Below are 18,706 nucleotides of genomic sequence, written 5' to 3'. Positions count from 1 at the left end.
AGTCAGGGGTCAGGAACCAGCCGAGCCGAGGGCCCTGACGACGGCGGACGGACTGGGGCGGCCGAGCTCACCGGCCATCCACACGCTCGTCTCCACCACGGAGGCGAGGTCGACGCCGTGCTCGATCCCGAGCCCGGTGAGGAACCAGACGAGATCCTCGGTCGCGAGGTTGCCGGTGGCGCTCTTCGCGTAGGGACACCCGCCGAGCCCGCCCGCGGACGCGTCGTACGTCGTGACGCCCGACTGCAGGCCGGCGTGGACGTTGGTGAGGGCCTGGCCGTAGGTGTCGTGGAAGTGCAGGGCCAGGCGCTCGACCGGCACGCCGGCGGCGACGAATCCGGCGACCAGCGCCCGGACATGGCCCGCCGTCGCGACCCCGATGGTGTCGCCGAGGCTGAGCTGGCCCACGCCCAGGTCGAGCAGCCGGGTGCCCGCGGCGACGACCTGGTCGACCGGGACCGGGCCCTCCCACGGGTCGCCGAAGCACATCGAGAGGTAGCCCCGGACGTCCATGCCCTCGGCCAGCGCCCGGGTGATCGTGGGCGCGAACATCTCGAACTGGGTGTCGAGCGAGCGGTTGAGGTTCTTCTGCGCGAAGGTCTCCGTCGACGAGGCGAACACCGCGACGTGACGCAGACCCAGCTCCACGGCCCGGTCCAGCCCGCGCTCATTGGGCACGAGGACCGGGAGGTTGCGGGCGGACTCACCGAGATCGGCGGTGAGGGCACCCATCAGCTCGGCGGCGTCGGCGAGCTGTGGCACCCAGCGCGGGTGGACGAAGCTGGTCGCCTCGACGACGGGCAGGCCGGCACCGATCAGCCGCTTCACGAAGGCGGCCTTGGTCGCCGTCGGGACTGCCTCCTTCTCGTTCTGCAGGCCGTCGCGCGGCCCGACCTCGTAGATCGTCACGGCCCCGGGCAGGCCCGGCTCGGGCACCACCATCGGCAGCGTGCTCATCCGTCGTTCTCCTCGATCACGAACAGCACCGCACCCAGGGCCACCTGCTGGCCGGCCGCGGCTCCGACGGTGGTCACGACGCCGTCGTACGGCGCCTTGAGCGCGAGCTCCATCTTCATCGCCTCCACGACACCGACGACCTGGCCCGCCGTGACGGCGTCGCCCTCGGCGACCCGGACGTCGAGGACGGTGCCGGGCATCGGCGCGAGCAGGGTGCCGTCGCCCGCCACTGCTGCGTGGTCGGTGCTCGCGTCGGGGCGGAGGAAGACGTGGCGCTGGCCGTGGTGGGCGAGCTCGACGCCGTGCGCCGTGACCCGGGATGTCATGCGAACTGGCTGCTCGGACGACCACTTCGCATGACTTCCGCGGGCGGGCGTCAGCGTGACCGAGCCGTCGGCGAACTCCACCAGCACCGGCGCCGGGGCGGCACCCATGCGGAAGCCGTCACCGGCGAACGGCCCGGTCTGCTCGCTGTGCGCGTCGAGCCAGAGCCGTGCGGCGATCGCCCGTGCCGGGGCGGGATCGGGTGTGGGGACGGCGTTGCGGTCCAGCCAGGCGGTGTCGATGCCGCCGGGCTCGGTGAACTCCGCGCTCGCGGCGAGCTGGCGCAGGAAGCCGGTGTTGGTGGTGAGGCCGAGGATCGCGGTGTCGTCGAGGGCTGCGACCAGGGCACGTCGGGCGGACTCGCGATCGGGGCCGCTCACGATCACCTTGCCGAGCATCGGGTCGTACGACGTGCTCACGACCTGGCCGCTCTCGAGCGCGTGATCGACACGGGCACGCGCTGGCCACGACACCACCGTCGCCGTACCCGCCTGTGGGAGGAAGCCCCCGAAGGCGTCCTCGGCATAGATCCGCGCCTCGATGGCGTGGTCGGCGAACTGCAGTCCGGCCTGGTCGAAGGGCAGCGGATCACCCGCGGCGACGGCGATCTGGGCCAGGACGAGGTCGACGCCCGCGTGCAGCTCGCTCACCGGGTGCTCGACCTGGAGACGGGTGTTCATCTCGAGGAAGTAGAAGTCGCCGGTGGCGGCGTCGAGGAGGTACTCGATCGTGCCCGCGTTGACGTAGCCGACGGACGCCGACAGTGCGACCGCAGAGGCGTGGATCCGCTCGCGCAGGTCGTCCTCGAGCGCCGGGGCCGGCGCCTCCTCGATGACCTTCTGGTGGCGGCGTTGCACCGAGCACTCGCGGGTGCCGAGGTGGACCACGTGCCCATGGGTGTCGCCGAGCACCTGGACCTCGATGTGGCGGCCGCGCTCGACGTACTTCTCGATCAGGATCGTGTCGTCACCGAAAGCCGTGGCGGCCTCGCGCTTCGCGGACGCGATGCCCTCGGGCAGCTCGGCGGCCGAGCGCACGACACGCATGCCCTTGCCACCGCCGCCGGCTGCGGCCTTGACCAGCACGGGATAGACGAACGACGCCGGGTCCTCGTCGAGCCGGTACGACGGCACCACAGGCACGCCCGCGGCGAGGGCCAGGTCGCGAGCCGCGTCCTTGCGGCCCATCTGCTCGATCACCTCGGGGGTGGGCCCGATCCAGGCCAGGCCGGCACCCGTGACGGCGCGGGCGAAGGCGGCGTTCTCGGACAGGAAGCCGTAGCCGGGGTGGATCGCGTCGGCACCGGCCTCCTTCGCGGCGGCCAGGACGGCGTCCGCGTCGAGGTAGGACGTGACGTGCACGGCGACGTCGGCATCGCGCACGTGGAGCGCGTCGGCGTCCACGTCGGTGTGCACCGCGACCGTGCGGATGCCGAGGTCGCGGCAGGTCCGGAAGACGCGGCGGGCGATCTCGCCGCGGTTGGCGACGAGGACGGTGGTGATCATCGGGGAGTTCCTCTGCGTTTGTTGGGTGGGTTTCGACGCGCTCGTCGCGACCTCGTTCCTCGGCCGCGGAGCTTGCTCAACCTCGTCTCGCTGCGCGCCGCGCTCGTTCCTCGCACGCCGCTGCTCGCTTGATCACATCCTGAAGATTCCGTAGGAGGGATCTGCCACCGGCACCGCGGTGGTGATCTCGAGCGCCATGCCGAGGATCCGGCGGGTGTCGGCGGGGTCGATCACGCCGTCGTCCCACAGGCGGGCGCTGGCGTAGTAGGGCGAGCCCTGAGCCTCGTACTGCTCGCGGATCGGGCGCTTGAACTCGTCGTCGTCCTCACGGCCGGCGACGGTCGCGAGCACGTTGGCCGCCTGGTCGCCGCCCATCACCGAGATCCGGGCGTTCGGCCACATCCACAGGAAGCGCGGATCGTAGGCGCGCCCGCACATGCCGTAGTTGCCGGCGCCGAAGCTGCCGCCGATCACGACCGTCAGTTTGGGCACCACCGAGCAGGCGACGGCCGTGACGAGCTTGGCGCCGTCGCGGGCGATGCCGCGGTTCTCGTACTCGCGACCGACCATGAAGCCGGTGATGTTCTGCAGGAACAGCAGCGGGATCCCGCGCTGGTTGCAGAGCTCGACGAAGTGCGCGCCCTTGAGCGCCGACTCACTGAACAGGATGCCGTTGTTGGCCACGATGCCGACCTGGTGGCCGTGGATGCGGGCGAACGCACAGACCAGGGTCTCGCCGTACAGCTGCTTGAACTCCTGGAAGCGGCTGCCGTCGACCAGGCGCCGGATCACCTCGCGGACGTCGTACGGCGTGCGCGTGCTCGACGGCACGACGTCGTACAGCGTCTCGGGGGCCTCGAGGGGCTCCTCGACGTCGGACGCGGCCGACGGGACGGGCGCGGGCAGGGTGTCGACGATGCCGCGGAGGATCCGGAGGGCGTGGGCGTCGTCGTCGGCGAGGTGGTCCACCACACCGGACTTGCGCGCGTGGACGTCGCCGCCGCCGAGGTCCTCGGCGCTGACGACCTCACCGGTCGCGGCCTTCACGAGCGGCGGGCCGCCGAGGAAGATCGTGCCCTGCTCCTTGACGATCACGGTCTCGTCCGACATCGCCGGGACGTAGGCGCCGCCGGCGGTGCAGGAACCCATCACGGCGGCGAGCTGCGGGATGCCGCGGGCCGACATGTTGGCCTGGTTGAAGAAGATCCGGCCGAAGTGCTCCTTGTCGGGGAACACCTCGTCCTGCATCGGCAGGAAGGCGCCGCCGGAGTCGACGAGGTAGATGCACGGGAGGTTGTTCTCGGCGGCGATCGTCTGCGCGCGGAGATGCTTCTTGACTGAGATCGGGTAGTACGTGCCGCCCTTGACGGTCGCGTCGTTGGCCACGACCAGGCAGTTGCGGCCCTGGACCCGGCCGATGCCGGCGATCACGCCCGCTGCCGGGACCGCGTGGTCGTCGGCGTCGGCGCCCGGCTTGCCGTACATCCCGTACGCCGCCAGCGGGGCCACCTCGAGGAACGGGCTGCCCGGGTCGAGCAGGCCGTCGACGCGGTCGCGTGGCAGGAGCTTGCCGCGGTCGGTGTGCTTGGTGCGGGCGGCTTCGCTTCCGCCCTGACGCACCCGGGCGAGGCGCTCGCGCAGCTCGGCGCTCAGCTCCCGGAGGGTGGGTTCGCTTCCAGTGGTCTCGGACACGAGAACAGGTTAACGATCATTAACCTGTTCTGCAAAGGCCGTGTCGCTCAGTGGACCACCGGACGTTGGGAGCGGCCGACGACGATCGCACCGGCGAACACCAGGACGAGCCCGAACCCACCCAGGAGCCAGTTCGGTCCACCGGTGTTGGGCAGACCCGCGCCGGCACCCTCGACGCCACCCGGGTCGTCGACGCTGCTGCCGACCGGCAGGAGCGTCACGTCGACCGAGCGCACCACGACGGCCTTGCGCACTGCCCGTCGTTCCTCACTCACCTTCGCCAACGTCTCGCGCGCGAAGGTGACCGTCGCGGTCGCCGTGGCGGTCTCGGTCGTCTCGGTGGCCTCGCTGAACGTCACGGTCTCGGTCGCCGTGGCGGTGGCGGTGGCCGTCACGGTCTCGGTCTCCTCCGGGTCCGGCTCGTCGTCCTCGTAGGTGCACGTGGCGGAGACCGACTGCTCCGTGACCACGTCCACCGGCTCGGTCTCGATCGTGAAGGAGACGCTCTGGCCGCTGTCCTCGATCGGCAGGCTGGTGCTCGTGTCGCCGTCGTAGGAGATGGACCAGTCGCAGGGCAGGTCGGAGGTGACCTCACCCTCGATCGCATTGCCGCCGATCACCTGGGGCGTGGCGGAGAGGCTGAGGACCGGCGGGTCGACGGCGTTCGCGATGCCGGGGGCGACCTGCAGGAGCAGTGCCCCACCGGACAGGGAGAGAAGGAGGCCGGCTGCCGTGGTGCGGCGCGGGTGCTGAGCGAGCATGGGGGCTCCCGGGGGGTGGGGGACCTGACGTCGCGACGGTGCTGTGGCTCAGCCCTGCTCACGACTCGGTGCAGATCACGCGCAGCGTAGTTGAGCGCCGCAGCGGCCGGGAGCCCCTCGACGGTAAAGAATCGAGCCAGCGCCCGGCGACGACGGCCGGCCGCTAACCTCCTCGGGTGGCTGAATCCCGACGCGAGCAGATCCTGGCCACCGCGGCCGAGCTGTTCGCGGCCCGCGGCTTCCACGGGGTGTCCGTCGCCGACCTGGGCGCCGCCTGCGGCATCTCCGGACCGGCGCTCTACAAGCACTTCTCCTCCAAGCAGGCGATGCTGGCCGAGATGCTGACCTCGATCAGCGAGCGCCTGCTCGAGGTGGGCCGCGAGCGCGTCGACGCCGGCGGGGACGACCCGGCCGCGGCGCTGGCCGGGCTGGTCGACTGGCACGTCGACTTCGCCACCTCGCACCGCCCGCTGATCGTCGTCCAGGACCGGGACTGGGAGTCGCTGCCCGAGGACGCCCGGGCACAGGTCCGTCGCCTGCAGCGCTCCTACATCGACCTGTGGGCCGACCAGCTCCGCGCGCTGCGCCCCGAGCTCGACCGGGCCCGGTCCCACGCCGCCGCCCAGGCCGCCTTCGGCCTGCTCAACTCCACCCCCCGCGCCGGTCACGGGATCCCGGATCCCGACCTCCGCGAGCTCCTCGGCTCCATGGCGCTCGCCGCCCTCGGAGTCCCTCCCGCGCGGTAGTCCCGGGTCAAAAGCACCCTACGTACGGCGTGTCGCGGTGCTTTTGACCCGGGACTACCGCAGCGGATGCCTCAGAAGGTGGTCTCGGTGCGGGCCAGGATCGGGGCGAGGTCCAGGCCGGCGGGCAGGGTGCCGAAGGCGCTGCCCCAGTCCCGCGCCAGGCGAGTGGCGCAGAACGCGTCGGCGACGGCGCTCGGCGCGTGGCGCAGCAGAAGTCCGGCCTGGAAGACGACGGCGATCTGCTCGACCAGCCGACGGGCCCGCAGCTCGATGTCGTCGAAGTTCGTGAGCTCCTTCTTCAGCGAGGTCACCGCGTCGTCGTACCTCGCATCGGCGCCTGCGGCCAGGTCGGCCTCGGCGAAGAAGGCGTCGAGGGACTCGGGCTCGCGACCGATCGCGCGCAGCGCGTCCAGCGCCGCGACATTGCCGGAGCCCTCCCAGATCGAGAGCAGCGGGAGCTCGCGGTAGACCCGCGCCAGGTCGAAGTCCTCGACGTAGCCGTTGCCGCCGAGGCACTCGAGCGCCTCGTTGGCCAGGACCGGACCGCGCTTGCAGACGTAGTACTTCGTCGCGGCCAGCGCGAGCCGGCGCAGCGCGGCCTCACCGGTGTCGCCGTGGATGGCACGGTCGTTCGCGCCGGCGAGGCGCATCATCGCGGTGGTGGCGGCCTCGGACTCGACGGCCAGGTCGGCGAGCACGTTGCGCATCAGCGGCTGGTCGATGAGCGGCTTGCCGAAGGCCGAGCGGTGACGCGCGTGGTGGGCGGCGTGGGTCAGCGCGAGCCGCATGCCCGACGCGCTGCCGATCACGCAGTCGAGCCGGGTCATGTTGACCATCTCCACGATGGTCTTGACCCCCTTGCCCTCCTCGCCGACCAGCCAGCCGATGGCGTTGTCGTACTCGATCTCCGAGGACGCGTTGGACCGGTTGCCGAGCTTGTCCTTGAGCCGCTGGAAACGGATCGGGTTGGCCTCGCCGCCGGGCAGCACCCGCGGCAGGAGGAAGCAGGACAGCCCGCCCGGCGCCTGCGCGAGGGTGAGGAACATGTCGGACATCGGCGCCGAGGTGAACCACTTGTGGCCGACGACGCGGTACGAGCCGTCGGACTGGCCTGCGATCGGGGTCGCAGCGGTCGTGTTGGCGCGGACGTCCGAGCCACCCTGCTTCTCGGTCATCGACATGCCTGCGATCAGGCCGCGCTTGGTCGCGGGGTCGCGCAGGCCGAAGTCGTACTCGCGGTTGGTGAGCAGGGGCTCGAACTGCGCCGCCAGGGCCGGGTTGGCGCGCAACGCGGGGACGACGGCGTACGTCATCGAGATCGGGCAACCGTGACCGGCGTCGACGTTCCACGCATAGAACTTCGCGGCCCGCGCGACGTGCGCGCCCGGCCGGTCCTCAGCCCACGGCGCCGCGTGGATGCCGTGGCCGATCGCGGTCTCCATGAGCTGGTGGTACGCCGGGACGTAGTCGACCTCGTCGACGCGGTTGCCGTAGCGGTCGTGGGTCAGCAGTCGCGGCGGGACCCGCTCGGCGAGCCGTCCCCAGTCGCGGGCCTCGGCGGTGCCGGCGAGCCGGCCGACCTCCTGGATCTCCGGCAGCGCCCAGCCCGCACCTTCGCGTTCCACCCCCTCGAGCAGCGCCGGGTCGGCGGACGTGTCGTGGCCCACGAGCGGCGGGACCTGGTTGAACACCTCATGGGTCGTCATGTCGATCAGTCCCTGCTCTCGCGGTTGGTCACGTTGCTGGTGGCGGGTCCGCCGTCGTCGTACGGCGCGCCGTCGCGCTCGCGCACCGCCTGGCGGAAGCCGACGTCGGCGGCCCGCTGCTGGAAGCCGTAGCCCTCGCGGGTGTGGCGGGAGATGCCGTCGAAGACGGTCGAGATCATCTGGCTGTTCTGCACGCCCTGCGCGAGGAGGGCGGAGTTGAGGGCGAGCTTGACCATCATCAGCTGGTTGAGCGGCATGGCCGCGATCCGCTGGACGAGGTTCTCGGTGCGCGCGTCGAGCTCGTCGGCGGGCGGCGCCTCGATCGCCAGTCCCCAGGCGGCCGCCTCGGCGCCGGTGAGGGTGTCCCCCGTCAGCAGCAGCCGTTTGGCGCGCTGGTCGCCGAGCCGGTGCGCCCACAGGCCCGCGGACGGGACACCCCAGACGCGGGTCGGCGGGTAGCCGATCTTGGCGTCGTCGGCGATCACGATCTGGTCGCAGTGCAGCGCGATGTCCGTGCCCCCGGCAACACAGAAGCCGTGGATCTTCGCGACGGTCGGCTTGTTCGCGTGCAGCAGGCTCGCGAACCCGCGGGTGAAGCGGCTCATCATCGCGAAGTCGACCATCGGGTCCCAGGTCCCCGCGGGGTCGTGGTTGGTCATCTGGACGACGGGATCCAGGACGGTGCCCTCGTGGGGCAGCGCACCCGCCATGTCGCCGTCCATCAGCCGCTCCGCCGAGGCGGCGAGGTCGTAGCCACCACAGAACCCCTTGCCCCGACCGCTCAGCACGATCACGTGCACCCGCGGGTCGAGATCGGCGCGCTCGACCGCGTGGGCCAGCTCGACCGGGGTGTCGGGGGTGATCGAGTTGCCCTGCTCGGGGCGGTTGAAGGTGAGGCGCGCGACGCGGCCGTCGACCTCGTAGGTCAACGTGCGATAGGCCGGGCCGTCGGGGCGCGGGGCGCTGGCGTGCTGGTACGGCGAGTCGTCACCTTCGCTCGCGGAGCGACGCCAGGAGGCCGGTTCGGTCATGACTCGACATTACGTTGATGACAACAGTTGTGTCCAGCATCGTAATAGTGAAGGCTGGTCGTGTGCCCGTCGACCAGACCCCGCTGGCCGCGCGATCCGTCGCGCTGAGCCTCCTGCTGGGCTCCCACCCGGAACGGATGAGCGCCGCGGCGCTCGTGCGGGCCGGCGAGCACTTCGCGATCCCGGCAGCCACCCTGCGCGTCGCGCTGACCCGGGCCGTGGCCGCCGGCGACCTGCACCGCGACACCGGTCCGGGCTCGGGGCAGGCAGCGGACTACGTGCTCGGCGAGCGGCTCGTGCGACGCCAGCGCCGTCAGGACGAGGCCGTGCTCGACGCCGAGACCCCGTGGGACGGCAGCTGGGAGGTCGCCGTCGTCGTGGTGACCGGTCGTTCCGGGCCGGAGCGGGCGGCGCTGCGGGAGCGCCTGGCGTCGTACCGGCTGGCGGAGCTGCGCGAGGGGGTGTGGACCCGCCCGGCCAACCTGCGCCGGACGCGTGACTACGCGGACGACGCGGTCCTCAGCACCTTCACCGCCACCCCCGACGAGGATCCGCGAGCACTCGCGGGCGGCCTGTGGGACCTGCAGGCATGGGCGAGGACCGGGCGTGAGCTGCTCGACGCGCTGGCCGCCACCACGGAGCCCGCCCCCCGCCTCGCCGTCGCCGCGCAGGTCGTGCGGCACCTCACGAGCGACCCGCTGCTGCCGGCGACCCTGCTGCCGTCCGGCTGGCCGGCCGCGTCGATGCGGAGCGCGTACGCCGACTACCAGGCCGAGCTGCGCGCCCTCGCCATCGGCTGAGGCCCGCCGCTTCCGCCTTCGTCCTCTTCACCTCTGGCAGGTCTGGCGGGTCTGGCGGGTCTGGCGGGTCTGGCGGGTCGGGCGGGTCTGGCGGGTCGGGCGGGTCGGGCGGGTCTGGCAGTTTCACCGCCTAACACACGAAACTGCCTCTGAGCACACGGAGTTTCATGTGCCCAGAGGCAGTTTCACCGCCTAAGCGGTGAAACTGCCACCGCCTCAGCCGACGTCCGCAGCGATCACGCCTCGAAGTCGGCGCCCGCCTCGAAGAGGTCCGCGATCCGGCGAGCCCGCAACGCCGCGTCGACCGCGAGCTCGACGTCGTCGGCCAGCTCGCCGACCACAGGGCCCGCAGATCGCCCGTGACCCGCCGCCCGGGCGTGGAGGGCGGCGAGCAAGTCCTCGCGGTCGAGCCCGCGGACCGCGAACAGCACCAACGGGTCGTCGTCGACCAGCCAGCCGACCTGGGTGAGCACGGCGATCGCATGGGCACAGGGGTCGAGGTAGTGCTCGCAGGTGCAGGTCGCGGCCAGCTCCCCGCCGTACGGCAACAGCTCGACGCCGAGCTCCTCCGCGTGCTCGACGAGGTCGTGCGGCAACGCGCCGGCCAGCAGGTCCGCGATCCTGCCGGACTCGGCGGCCACCACCTCGACCAGTGCCTGCGCCATGTCCGGCTCGAGGGTCGGGACGACGACCTCGACCGTCCACGCGTCGTCGCCGTCACGGACCGCAGCCAGCAGCGACCCGGAGTCGACGCTGATCCCACCGACGTCCCCGCGCCGCGCCGCTGCCCTCCCGGGACGGAGCTCGGCCTCGGAGTAGGCCGCCTCCTCGACCGCGCGCTGCCACGCCTTGCCCCACCAGGAGTGGACGGTGCGGGGCGCCTGGGTGCGCCGGGCGAAGGTGGCGCGCATCAGCGCTCCCCGGACGTCGCGGGCGCAGACTCGGTGAGCAGGGCCGCGCGGCGCTGGTCCTTGCGCAGCGCGACCAGGTCGCGCAGCTCCTCGTTGCTGAGCTCGGTCAGGGCCGCGTCACCGCGGGCCAGGACGGCGTCCGCGAGCTGCAGCTTCCGGTCGAGCAGCTGGGCGACCCGCTCCTCGATGGTGCCGCGGGTGACCATGCGGTGCACCTGGACCGGCTTGGTCTGGCCGATCCGGTACGCCCGGTCGGTGGCCTGCTCCTCGACGGCGGGGTTCCACCAGCGGTCGACGTGGATGACGTGATCGGCCCTGGTCAGGTTGAGGCCGGTGCCGCCCGCCTTGAGCGACAGCAGGAAGACCGGCACCCCCTGCTCGTCGCCCTCGGCCTGGAAGCGCCGCACCATCCGCTCGCGCTCGGCGACCGGGGTGCCGCCGTGCAGGAACTGGTGCGGGACCCCCATCGCGGTGAGGTGCTGCTCGATCAGGCGCGCCATGGCGACGTACTGCGTGAAGACGAGCACCGCACCGTCCTCGGCGAGCACCGTGGCGACCAGCTCGTCGAGGAGCTCGAGCTTCTCCGAACGGCCCAACAGCCGCACCGCGCCGGACTGCTTGAGGAACTGTGCGGGGTGGTTGCAGATCTGCTTCAACCCGGTGAGCAGGGCCAGCACCAGGCCGCGGCGGGTCTCCGGGTCGGCGCGTTCGATCCGCTCCATCGAGTCCTTCACGAACGCCTCGTAGAGCACGACCTGCTCGCGGGTGAGACCGAGCAGGTGGTCGGTCTCGGTCTTCGGCGGGAGCTCGGGCGCGATGCCGGGATCGGACTTGCGACGGCGCAGCAGGAAGGGCCCGATCAGGTCCGCGAACTGACGCGCCTTGGTGGGCTCGGCCCCCGACTCGATCGGCGCACCCCACACCCGTCGGAACGCCTGCCGGCTGCCGAGCAGGCCGGGCACGCACCAGTCGAGGATCGACCAGAGCTCGGTCAGGTCGTTCTCCACGGGCGTGCCGGTCAGCGCCACCCGCGCGCGGCTCGGGAGCTGCCGCAGGGCGCGGGCGGTCGACGTACGCGAGTTCTTCACGTGCTGTGCCTCGTCGGCGACCACGAGGTCCCACTCGAGCGCTGCCAGGGCAGCGGGGTTGCTGCGCAGGGTGCCGTACGTCGTCAGCACGAACCCGGCGTTGTGCTGGGCGTCCGGGGCGGACTCCGCAGAGGGCAGGGAGCGGGCCGCGCCGTGGAACCTGCGGACCGGCAGTCCCGGCGCGAACCGCTCGATCTCGCTCTCCCAGTTGCCGAGCAGGCTGGCCGGGCAGACCACGAGCGTCGGGCCGCCGCGCGAGGCACCCGACTCGAGCCGGTGCAGGTGCAGCGCGATCAGCGTGATCGTCTTGCCCAGGCCCATGTCGTCGGCCAGACAGGCGCCCAGCCCCAGTCCGGTGAGGTCGGCGAGCCAGGTCAGGCCGTGACGCTGGTAGTCGCGCAGGGTCGCCTCGAGGCCCTCCGGCTCGGGCATCGGGTCTCGGGTGGCGGCGGCGAGGACCTGCTCGCGCACCCGCAGGAGGCTGGCACCGACGATGACCTGGGCCGTCTCCGGCGTGCCGTCGGCCGTGGTGGGCAGGTCGGTCGTGCCGGTGAGGGCAGCGGCGAGCGCCTGCGGTCCGGTCGCCTTGCGGATCAGGCGCTTGCGAGCACGCTGCGCGGTGGTCGGGTCGACGACGGTCCACGCACCGCGGAGCTTGATGATCGGGCTCGCCGCTCCGGCGAGGGTCGCCATCTCCTCCTCGGTCAGCGGCTCGCCGTGCAGGGCGACCTGCCACGAGAACGAGAACAGGCCCTCTGCCGAGAACGGGCTGTCCTGGAGCGGGAGCTCGGCGTTGCGCGGTTCCTTCTCGCGCTTGCGGTCGAGCACCGCCCGGGTGGTCAGCTCCGGGCCGAGCGAGCGCGGCCAGTGCACGTCGACCCCGACGCTTCGCAGGTCGCCGACCCGGGCGAGCAGGCCCGAGATCTCCTCGCCGTCGAGAGTCAGCTCGTCGGGCACCGACAGCGCCAGGAACCGGTCCAGGCTCTGCCACACGTCGGCTGCGGAGCGCAGGGCGATGCTCGCGTGCACCCGGGCGCGCTCACCGAAGCCGTGGGTCTCCTCGCCCGTGGTCCACAGCAGCGCGGCATCGCAGACGTGCAGCGGGTCCCGCTCGTCGTGGACCTGGAGGATGACGCGCACCGCGCCGGCGATCAGCTCCTCCTCGTCCGCCTCGACCCGCAACGAGATCCGGACCAGCTCGGGGAGCTCGGTCACGGACGGTCGGGTGCGGCGCGCGGCGGCCTCCTCGGCGGCCGTCCGCTCCGCCAGCCGGCGGCGGACCCGCGCGGCGAAGTCGTCGGGAGCGCGGGGGACGTCTCCCCCGGTGGCACCATCGCTCGGCCCGGACGGCCGGGTCCGTACCGCGGGCGTGGCCCGGGGCATGGTGTCCGCGACCGCGTCGAGCACCAGGCGGACCACCTCGGCGGCCTGCTCCGGAGTCTGACCGTCGTGCGCACGCGCGATGGCGAGGCGTCGTACGGCGTCGTGGTCGCGCTCGTCGAGCCCCTCCACCCGCCACCCGGCGGCGCCGTCGCGGGCGGGCGCGACCTTGCCCGCAGCGACCAGACGCAGCCCGAGCAGGGCGGCACCACTGAGCAACGCGACGCTCGGATGGGCGTCGTCGCGGGTGTGGGCGCGGCTCAGGACGGGCAGCGCGGCCCGCACCGGGAGCGAGATCGTGCGGGCGCCGGCATCACCGGAGGTGAACTCGATGAGCGCCGGGTCGCCGGAGGTGAAGGTCGCCGGGCCGGTGACGGGAACGAAGCTCACACAGGGACGTTAACGGGTGGGTGCGACACCGGATGCCGGAGCGCTCGGGCGCGTGCGCGAACACCACGCGATCACGCACACCCAGACGTAGCCCGGCCACAGCGCGAGCCGCTCGAAGGCCCCGGAACCGCTGTCGGAGTGGAGCAGCAGCAGGAACCCGACCGAGCCGACAAGGCTGAGGGCGCCGACGGCGACGGTGGTGCCGCCGAACCGGGGGTACGCCGCGCGCAGGCCCAGTCCGAGGAGCACGAGCGCCAGCGGCTGGGCACCGAAGACCCAGACCGCGACGGCGGCGTGCAGGTCGGGATGGCGGTCGAGTGGCGTCAGGCCGACCGCCACCGAGCTCACCCCGGCGAGGATCCAGAGGACGAGGGAAGCCGTCGCAGCCCGGCCCGGCGGTCGGACCCGCCGCAGCTGCCAGGCGCCCAGCGCCAGCGAGACACCGAAGACGACGAAGACGGCGTTCATCGCGCCATGCCACGGCGAGCACAGGACCGCGCCGCCGTCGACGGCCCGGCAGGTCGTCGAACCCAGCTCGCTGATGGTGTGGTCGACGAAGCTGTAGCCGCCGGAGGCCCGCAGCCCGATCACGATCTCGGCGACGACGTACGACGCCTGCAGCGCCCACGTCGTCGCCGGGATCGAGCGAGGGGTGATCACACCTCCCGCGCGACCGACTTGCCTCGCAGGCGGGCCAGCGCGACCCCACCGAGCAGGAGTACGCCGCCGCTCGCCGCGAGTGCGGCGGACCACCAGGTCGGGTGCTCGGCCGCGAGGGCCAGCGAGGCGAGCGGCACCAGGATCGACGGCGCAGCGATTGCGAGGATCGTGAAGCCGGAGTTGTTGGAGATCGCTGCGGCGAGCGCCCAGAGCACGGTCAGGGCCGCGGCGAAGGCGAGGACCCACCAGACGTCGGCCTCATGGAAGCCCGGGCCGCTGAGCGGCATGCCGAAGCCCTCCGGGTCCATCTCGCCCTCGAGACCGAACATGGACCCGAAGAACTCGCCGATGTAGCGCGCCACGACGAATGTCGCCATCATCACGACGAACCCGACCAGGCCGAACACTCCGACCACGACGCCGGTCACCGCGCGGCTCGGCAGCACCCAGCCGAGCAGGGTGACCACCACGACGAAGAGCGCAACGACCACGGCGGCCACGACCTGGGGATGCCCGCCATCGAGGCCGTCGGCGACGAAGTCGTCGAACGCGACGCCGTAGACCAGGGCGAGGCCGGCGATCGCGACCACGGCGAACGCCGCCCGTCGCGCAGCGGCGTAGCCGATCACCGAGAGCACGAACAGCACCCCGCCGACGAGGTAGATGACCCAGTTGTCGTCGTCCTCGATCGCCGTCACGATCATCACGGCGGTGCCGAGGATGCCGACCACACCCGGCCACGTGACGATCTCCTCGCGGGCACGCCCACCCACCTTGCGTCCCGCGAGCGAGCCGAGGACGGCGATCACGAGGAGGACGGCGGTGGCGCCGAGCCCGACACCGAAGTTGGACCAGTCGAGCTCGCCGTCCGAGCGGCTGCGCAGCGCAGCGATGACGACGGCAGCACCGAGGAGGCCCGCGCCGACCGCGGTGACGGCGCCCGTCGTACCCGCCTTGGAGACGCGGGTCGGGAACTCCGGGTCGCCCGGTGCCGGCGGTTCGCCGTCGAACCCGCCGGGGAACGGCGGCTGGACCGCGGTGTCGTGCGGCTGGGCGGCGGGGGCGGCGTGGGCGCCAGCGGCGGCATGGGCGCCCGGGGCGGGGCTCACCGGTGCGGCCGGGACGGGCGGTGCGGGCGGGCCGTCGCCGTCGTTGATCGCGCCAGCGGGCGGCTCGGGATCGCGCGGACGCATCACCGTCCTGTCCGGCTCGAGGGCGGGCGGCGGGGGCGGCGCGCCCCCGTCGGCCGGCTGGCCGGGGGTGGTGCTGGACGAGGAGTCGTCGGTCATGTGGTCAATCTAGGCTCGTACGGCTCCGGATCGGGGGACCCGGCGGGGTTGCGTGAATCCCCGGATGTCGGGGCTTCACGCAACCGGGATCCGCCCCGTGATCGGCGGGAGATCAGCAAGCGTCGCGATGCCGGGCGCAGCGGCGACGACGTACGGGATGGCATTGGTCACCGGCAGGGCGGTGTAGATCATGCCGAGCCCCATGAAGCCGGGCTCGGTCCACTCCTCCGGCGGCAGGCAGTGCATCACGGTGCGCATGTTGGGCATGCCGAAGACCTGGATGACGTGCCCGTGGGCGAGCGGCTTCGGCGGGTCCACGTGGCTGCCCATGGTCCAGTTGAAGCCGACGCTGACGACGTTGCGATCACCGACCCAGCCGCGGTGGTAGCCCATCACGCCGCCGACGGTGCCGGCCGGGATGGTCATGAAGCCGAGGTCGGAGTCGCCGGTGGCGGCGGTGAAGGTGACGTCGAAGGTCAACCGGTCGAGCTGTACGCCGAGCGCGTCGGCCATCATCGCCGCCGACTCGGCGAACACCTCGCTCTCCTGGCGTACCGACTCGGCGAGGCCGGGGGTCGCGGGGTCCTTCGAGAAACCCATCGCGATCTGGGTGTCGGCCGACTCGTAGGTCGAGCAGTCGACGGACTCGGTGATCCGGATCTCGTCGACCCGTTCACAGGACCCGCTGAGCACCATCGCGACCATGTTGGTCATCCCCGGGTGGGCGCCGCTGCCGAAGATCGTGGTCCCGCCCTGGTGGCAGGCCTTCTCGATCCGGGCCCGGTCCTCGGGCGACTGCTTGCCTCCGGTGATCCAGGCCGCGCTGGTGCAGACGTTGACACCGCTCTCGAGCAGTCGCACCAGGTGGTCGACGTCGGGCCACAGCGGGTTGTAGCAACAGGCGTCGGCGCCGAGGGCGAGCAGCTCGTCGATGTCGTCCGTCGCGATCACCCCGGTGGGCTCGGGCCAGTCGCACAGCTCGGCGGCATCGCGTCCGATCTTGTCGGCGCCGTGGGCGAAGACCCCGACCAGCTCCAGGTCGGGACGGGTCAGGATCGCGTGGGCGGACCGACGTCCGATGTTGCCGGTCGTCCACTGGATGACGCGGAGGGGACGGTCAAACCGGGGTGCGCTCATGCGAGCGAGAGTAGAACGTGTTCTACATCGTGTCGAGCCTCAGCCCGAGACCGCCAGGACGAGCGGCAGGACGGTCGCGGCCCCCGCGTCGTGGAGCGCACGGGCGGCCAGGGTCAGCGTCCACCCGGTCACCGTGCGGTCGTCGACCAGGAGCACCCGGGCGTCGCGCACCGCGGCAGCGTCGTCGAGCTGCAGTGCCGAGCGGCGGGAGACCGCGGCGACCCGCTGGGCGGAGTTCGTCGCCCCGCGGTCGGGGCCGACATCGAGGTCGACCACCGCCCAGCGGCCGATCACCGGGACCTGGAGGAAGCGCGCCAGCCCGGCCGCGAGGTCGGTGACCAGCTGCGGTCGCCGCTCCGAGTCGACCACGACGATCGCGTCGACCTCCGGCTGCCAGTCCTGCAGCATCGTGACCATGGCGCGGGCGAGCGGGACCGGCACCGGACCGTCGCTCGCGCGACCGTCCTGGTCGACGGCGAACAGCCCCCGCAGGGCCGCGCCGTGACCGAGGTCGGTGAGCCGGGCGATGGCCCGGCCCTCCCCCGCCGGCTGCCTGATCCGGCCCGACAGGTCGACCCCGATCGCCGCGAGGCCGCTCGGCCACAGCTTGCGGGGCTCGATCGGCACGCCCGGGCGCGAGATCCGGTCCGCCGCCTGCGCCACCGCGGTCTCCGACACCGAGGTCGACAGCGTCAGGCCGCCGCAGTTGTCACAGCGTCCGCAGGTCCACGACGGGTCGGCGACGACGTCGGGGTCGTCGAGCTGCTGACGCAGGAAGGCCATGCGGCACCGGTCGGTCGTCAGGTAGTCGAGCATCGCCTGTTGCTCGGCCTCCCGGGCCGCGGCCACCCGTGCGTAGCGCTCGGCGTCGTACGACCACGCCTGGCCGGTGGACTCCCACCCGCCCTTGACCCGCTTCACGGCGCCGTCCACGTCGAGCACCTTGAGCATGGTCTCGAGCCGATTGCGCGACAGGTCGACCTGCGGCTCGATCGAGGGTGTGCCGAGCGGACGACCCGCCTCGGCAAGCACGGCGAGGGTCTCGCGCACCTGCTCCTCACGCGGGAAAGCCAGCGAGGCGAAGTACGCCCAGATGTCACGGTCCTCCGTCGCCGGCAGCAGGACCACCGATGCGCCCTCGGGCGGCAGGTTGCCGCCACGGCCCGCACGTCCGACCTGCTGGTAGTAGGCGACCGGGCTGTTCGGCGCCCCCAGGTTGACCACGAACCCGAGCGAGGCGTCGAAGCCCATGCCGAGCGCGCTCGTCGCGACGAGCGCCTTGACCCGTCCCTCGATCAGCGCCTGCTCGAGGGCCAGCCGCTCGGTCTGCTCCGTCTGACCGGAGTAGGCGGCCACGTCGTGGCCGCGGCTGCGCAGGTAGTCGGCGACCTCCTGGGTCGCCGCGACCGTGAGGCAGTAGATGATCCCGCTGCCCGGCTGCTCCGCCAGGTGGTCGGCCAGCCACGCCAGCCGCTGCTCGGCCGTCGTCAGCCGCACCACGCCCAGGCGCAGGGACGCGCGGTCCAGGCTGCCGCGCAGCACCAGGGTGTCGGCCCCGAGCTGCTCGGCGACGTCGGCGGTGACCCGTTCGTTGGCGGTGGCCGTCGTCGCCAGCACCGGGATGCCGGTCGGCAGGTCCTGCAGCAGGGTGCGGATGCGGCGGTAGTCGGGTCGGAAGTCGTGCCCCCAGTCGGAGATGCAGTGCGCCTCGTCGACCACCAGGAGCCCGCACGTCGCCGCGAGCCGGGGCAGCACCTCGTCACGGAAGCCCGGGTTGTTCAACCGCTCCGGGCTCACCAGCAGCACGTCGACCTCACCCGCGCGGATCGCGTCGTGGATCTTGTCCCACTGCTCGACATTGGTGGAGTTGACCGTCATGGCCCGGATGCCGGCCCGCTCCGCGGCGGCGATCTGGTTGCGCATCAGCGCGAGGAGCGGCGAGATGATCACCGTCGGGCCGCTGCCCTGCTCACGCAGGAGCAGGGTCGCCACGAAGTAGACCGCCGACTTGCCCCACCCGGTGCGCTGCACCACCAGGGACCGACGCCGCTCCACGACCAGGGCCGAGATCGCGGCCCACTGGTCGTCGTACAAACGGGCGTCGGGACTCCCGACCAGCGCCTGCAGATGCTCCTCGGCCCGCTCGCGGGTGACGGTGGTGGCAGCTCCTGCGGTCATGCGTCGTGTCTACCAGCACCGCCCGACAGCCCGACGCCGGTCTCCACAGGAACGAGTTCCAGGAAAACTTCGCGAATCCCGGGACAGCCCGGTCCGAGGCCCCCTAGAGTTCTTCGTGCAGCCGCTGGAGACCCGAGACTCCGGCGGCTGC

General features: G+C 72.3%; 14 protein-coding genes. 2 read left to right on the top strand and 12 right to left on the bottom strand.

The genetic code is table 11. The annotated features are described in order from the left end of the window. Positions 1–9: 9 nt before the first annotated feature. The 4 genes from ASE01_RS04680 to ASE01_RS04665 all read right to left on the bottom strand — a co-directional run bounded on the left by ASE01_RS04680 (position 10) and on the right by ASE01_RS04665 (position 5,239). A complete protein-coding gene (locus ASE01_RS04680) occupies positions 10–957 on the bottom strand; it encodes a hydroxymethylglutaryl-CoA lyase (RefSeq protein ID WP_056748964.1) in 948 nt (315 codons plus the stop codon). After that, a complete protein-coding gene (locus ASE01_RS04675) occupies positions 954–2,786 on the bottom strand; it encodes an acetyl/propionyl/methylcrotonyl-CoA carboxylase subunit alpha (protein WP_056748962.1) in 1,833 nt (610 codons plus the stop codon). The genes ASE01_RS04680 and ASE01_RS04675 overlap by 4 nt, the downstream gene beginning before the upstream one ends. A gap of 132 nt (positions 2,787–2,918) precedes the next feature. Further along, positions 2,919–4,478, bottom strand: a complete 1,560-nt coding sequence (locus ASE01_RS04670) for a carboxyl transferase domain-containing protein (RefSeq protein WP_056748960.1) — start codon at positions 4,476–4,478, stop codon at positions 2,919–2,921. Positions 4,479–4,525: 47 nt separating this feature from the next. Next, positions 4,526–5,239 (bottom strand): hypothetical protein, encoded by a 714-nt coding sequence (locus tag ASE01_RS04665; protein ID WP_056748957.1) that lies wholly within the window; start codon positions 5,237–5,239, stop codon positions 4,526–4,528. A 176-nt stretch (positions 5,240–5,415) separates the two neighbouring features. Between ASE01_RS04665 and ASE01_RS04660 the strand changes: the two genes are divergently transcribed. Next, entirely contained in the window at positions 5,416–5,985 is a 570-nt protein-coding gene (locus tag ASE01_RS04660) for a TetR/AcrR family transcriptional regulator (protein ID WP_056748955.1), read from the top strand. A gap of 71 nt (positions 5,986–6,056) precedes the next feature. Here the strand turns inward: ASE01_RS04660 and ASE01_RS04655 are convergent, their stop codons facing one another. Together ASE01_RS04655 and ASE01_RS04650 are read right to left on the bottom strand one after the other, a co-directional pair. Next, positions 6,057–7,691, bottom strand: coding sequence for an acyl-CoA dehydrogenase family protein (locus ASE01_RS04655; RefSeq protein ID WP_056748953.1), 1,635 nt, complete (start codon positions 7,689–7,691; stop codon positions 6,057–6,059). Positions 7,692–7,696: 5 nt separating this feature from the next. Beyond that, positions 7,697–8,722 carry a crotonase/enoyl-CoA hydratase family protein gene (locus tag ASE01_RS04650; protein WP_056748950.1) on the bottom strand — a complete coding sequence of 342 codons (1,026 nt, stop codon included), beginning with the start codon at positions 8,720–8,722 and terminating at the stop codon, positions 7,697–7,699. 47 nt (positions 8,723–8,769) lie between these two features. Here ASE01_RS04650 and ASE01_RS04645 point away from each other — a divergent pair, with 47 nt between their 5' ends. After that, entirely contained in the window at positions 8,770–9,522 is a 753-nt protein-coding gene (locus ASE01_RS04645) for a PaaX family transcriptional regulator C-terminal domain-containing protein (protein ID WP_235535864.1), read from the top strand. 236 nt (positions 9,523–9,758) lie between these two features. Here the strand turns inward: ASE01_RS04645 and ASE01_RS04640 are convergent, their stop codons facing one another. From ASE01_RS04640 to ASE01_RS04615, 6 genes are all read right to left on the bottom strand, one after another. Then, a complete protein-coding gene (locus ASE01_RS04640; RefSeq protein WP_056748946.1) occupies positions 9,759–10,433 on the bottom strand; it encodes an SWIM zinc finger family protein in 675 nt (224 codons plus the stop codon). Further along, complete coding sequence (locus ASE01_RS04635) at positions 10,433–13,291, bottom strand: DEAD/DEAH box helicase (protein WP_056748944.1); 2,859 nt, start codon at positions 13,289–13,291, stop codon at positions 10,433–10,435. The genes ASE01_RS04640 and ASE01_RS04635 overlap by 1 nt, the downstream gene beginning before the upstream one ends. 9 nt (positions 13,292–13,300) lie before the next feature. Next, positions 13,301–13,951 (bottom strand): DUF998 domain-containing protein, encoded by a 651-nt coding sequence (locus tag ASE01_RS04630; protein ID WP_056748942.1) that lies wholly within the window; start codon positions 13,949–13,951, stop codon positions 13,301–13,303. After that, a complete protein-coding gene (locus tag ASE01_RS24780) occupies positions 13,948–15,240 on the bottom strand; it encodes a hypothetical protein (RefSeq protein WP_056748940.1) in 1,293 nt (430 codons plus the stop codon). The genes ASE01_RS04630 and ASE01_RS24780 overlap by 4 nt, the downstream gene beginning before the upstream one ends. A gap of 75 nt (positions 15,241–15,315) precedes the next feature. Continuing rightward, on the bottom strand, positions 15,316–16,377 hold the full coding sequence (locus tag ASE01_RS04620; RefSeq protein ID WP_056748938.1) for a dihydrodipicolinate reductase: 1,062 nt from the start codon (positions 16,375–16,377) through the stop codon (positions 15,316–15,318). A gap of 39 nt (positions 16,378–16,416) precedes the next feature. After that, a complete protein-coding gene (locus tag ASE01_RS04615; protein WP_056748936.1) occupies positions 16,417–18,555 on the bottom strand; it encodes a DEAD/DEAH box helicase in 2,139 nt (712 codons plus the stop codon). Between the last annotated feature and the right edge of the window lie 151 nt (positions 18,556–18,706).

The organism is Nocardioides sp. Root190 (assembly GCF_001428565.1).
Classification (GTDB): Bacteria; Actinomycetota; Actinomycetes; order Propionibacteriales; family Nocardioidaceae; genus Nocardioides.
This window is presented reverse-complemented; position numbering and strand designations above follow the sequence as displayed.

Coding starts and splice junctions, on each gene's coding strand:
- ASE01_RS04680 (WP_056748964.1), bottom strand. CDS start 957: ATGAGCACGCTGCCGATGGTGGTGCCCGAGCCGGGCCTGCCCGGGGCC.
- ASE01_RS04675 (WP_056748962.1), bottom strand. CDS start 2,786: ATGATCACCACCGTCCTCGTCGCCAACCGCGGCGAGATCGCCCGCCGC.
- ASE01_RS04665 (WP_056748957.1), bottom strand. CDS start 5,239: ATGCTCGCTCAGCACCCGCGCCGCACCACGGCAGCCGGCCTCCTTCTC.
- ASE01_RS04655 (WP_056748953.1), bottom strand. CDS start 7,691: ATGACGACCCATGAGGTGTTCAACCAGGTCCCGCCGCTCGTGGGCCAC.
- ASE01_RS04650 (WP_056748950.1), bottom strand. CDS start 8,722: ATGACCGAACCGGCCTCCTGGCGTCGCTCCGCGAGCGAAGGTGACGAC.
- ASE01_RS04640 (WP_056748946.1), bottom strand. CDS start 10,433: ATGCGCGCCACCTTCGCCCGGCGCACCCAGGCGCCCCGCACCGTCCAC.
- ASE01_RS24780 (WP_056748940.1), bottom strand. CDS start 15,240: ATGACCGACGACTCCTCGTCCAGCACCACCCCCGGCCAGCCGGCCGAC.
- ASE01_RS04620 (WP_056748938.1), bottom strand. CDS start 16,377: ATGAGCGCACCCCGGTTTGACCGTCCCCTCCGCGTCATCCAGTGGACG.
- ASE01_RS04615 (WP_056748936.1), bottom strand. CDS start 18,555: ATGACCGCAGGAGCTGCCACCACCGTCACCCGCGAGCGGGCCGAGGAG.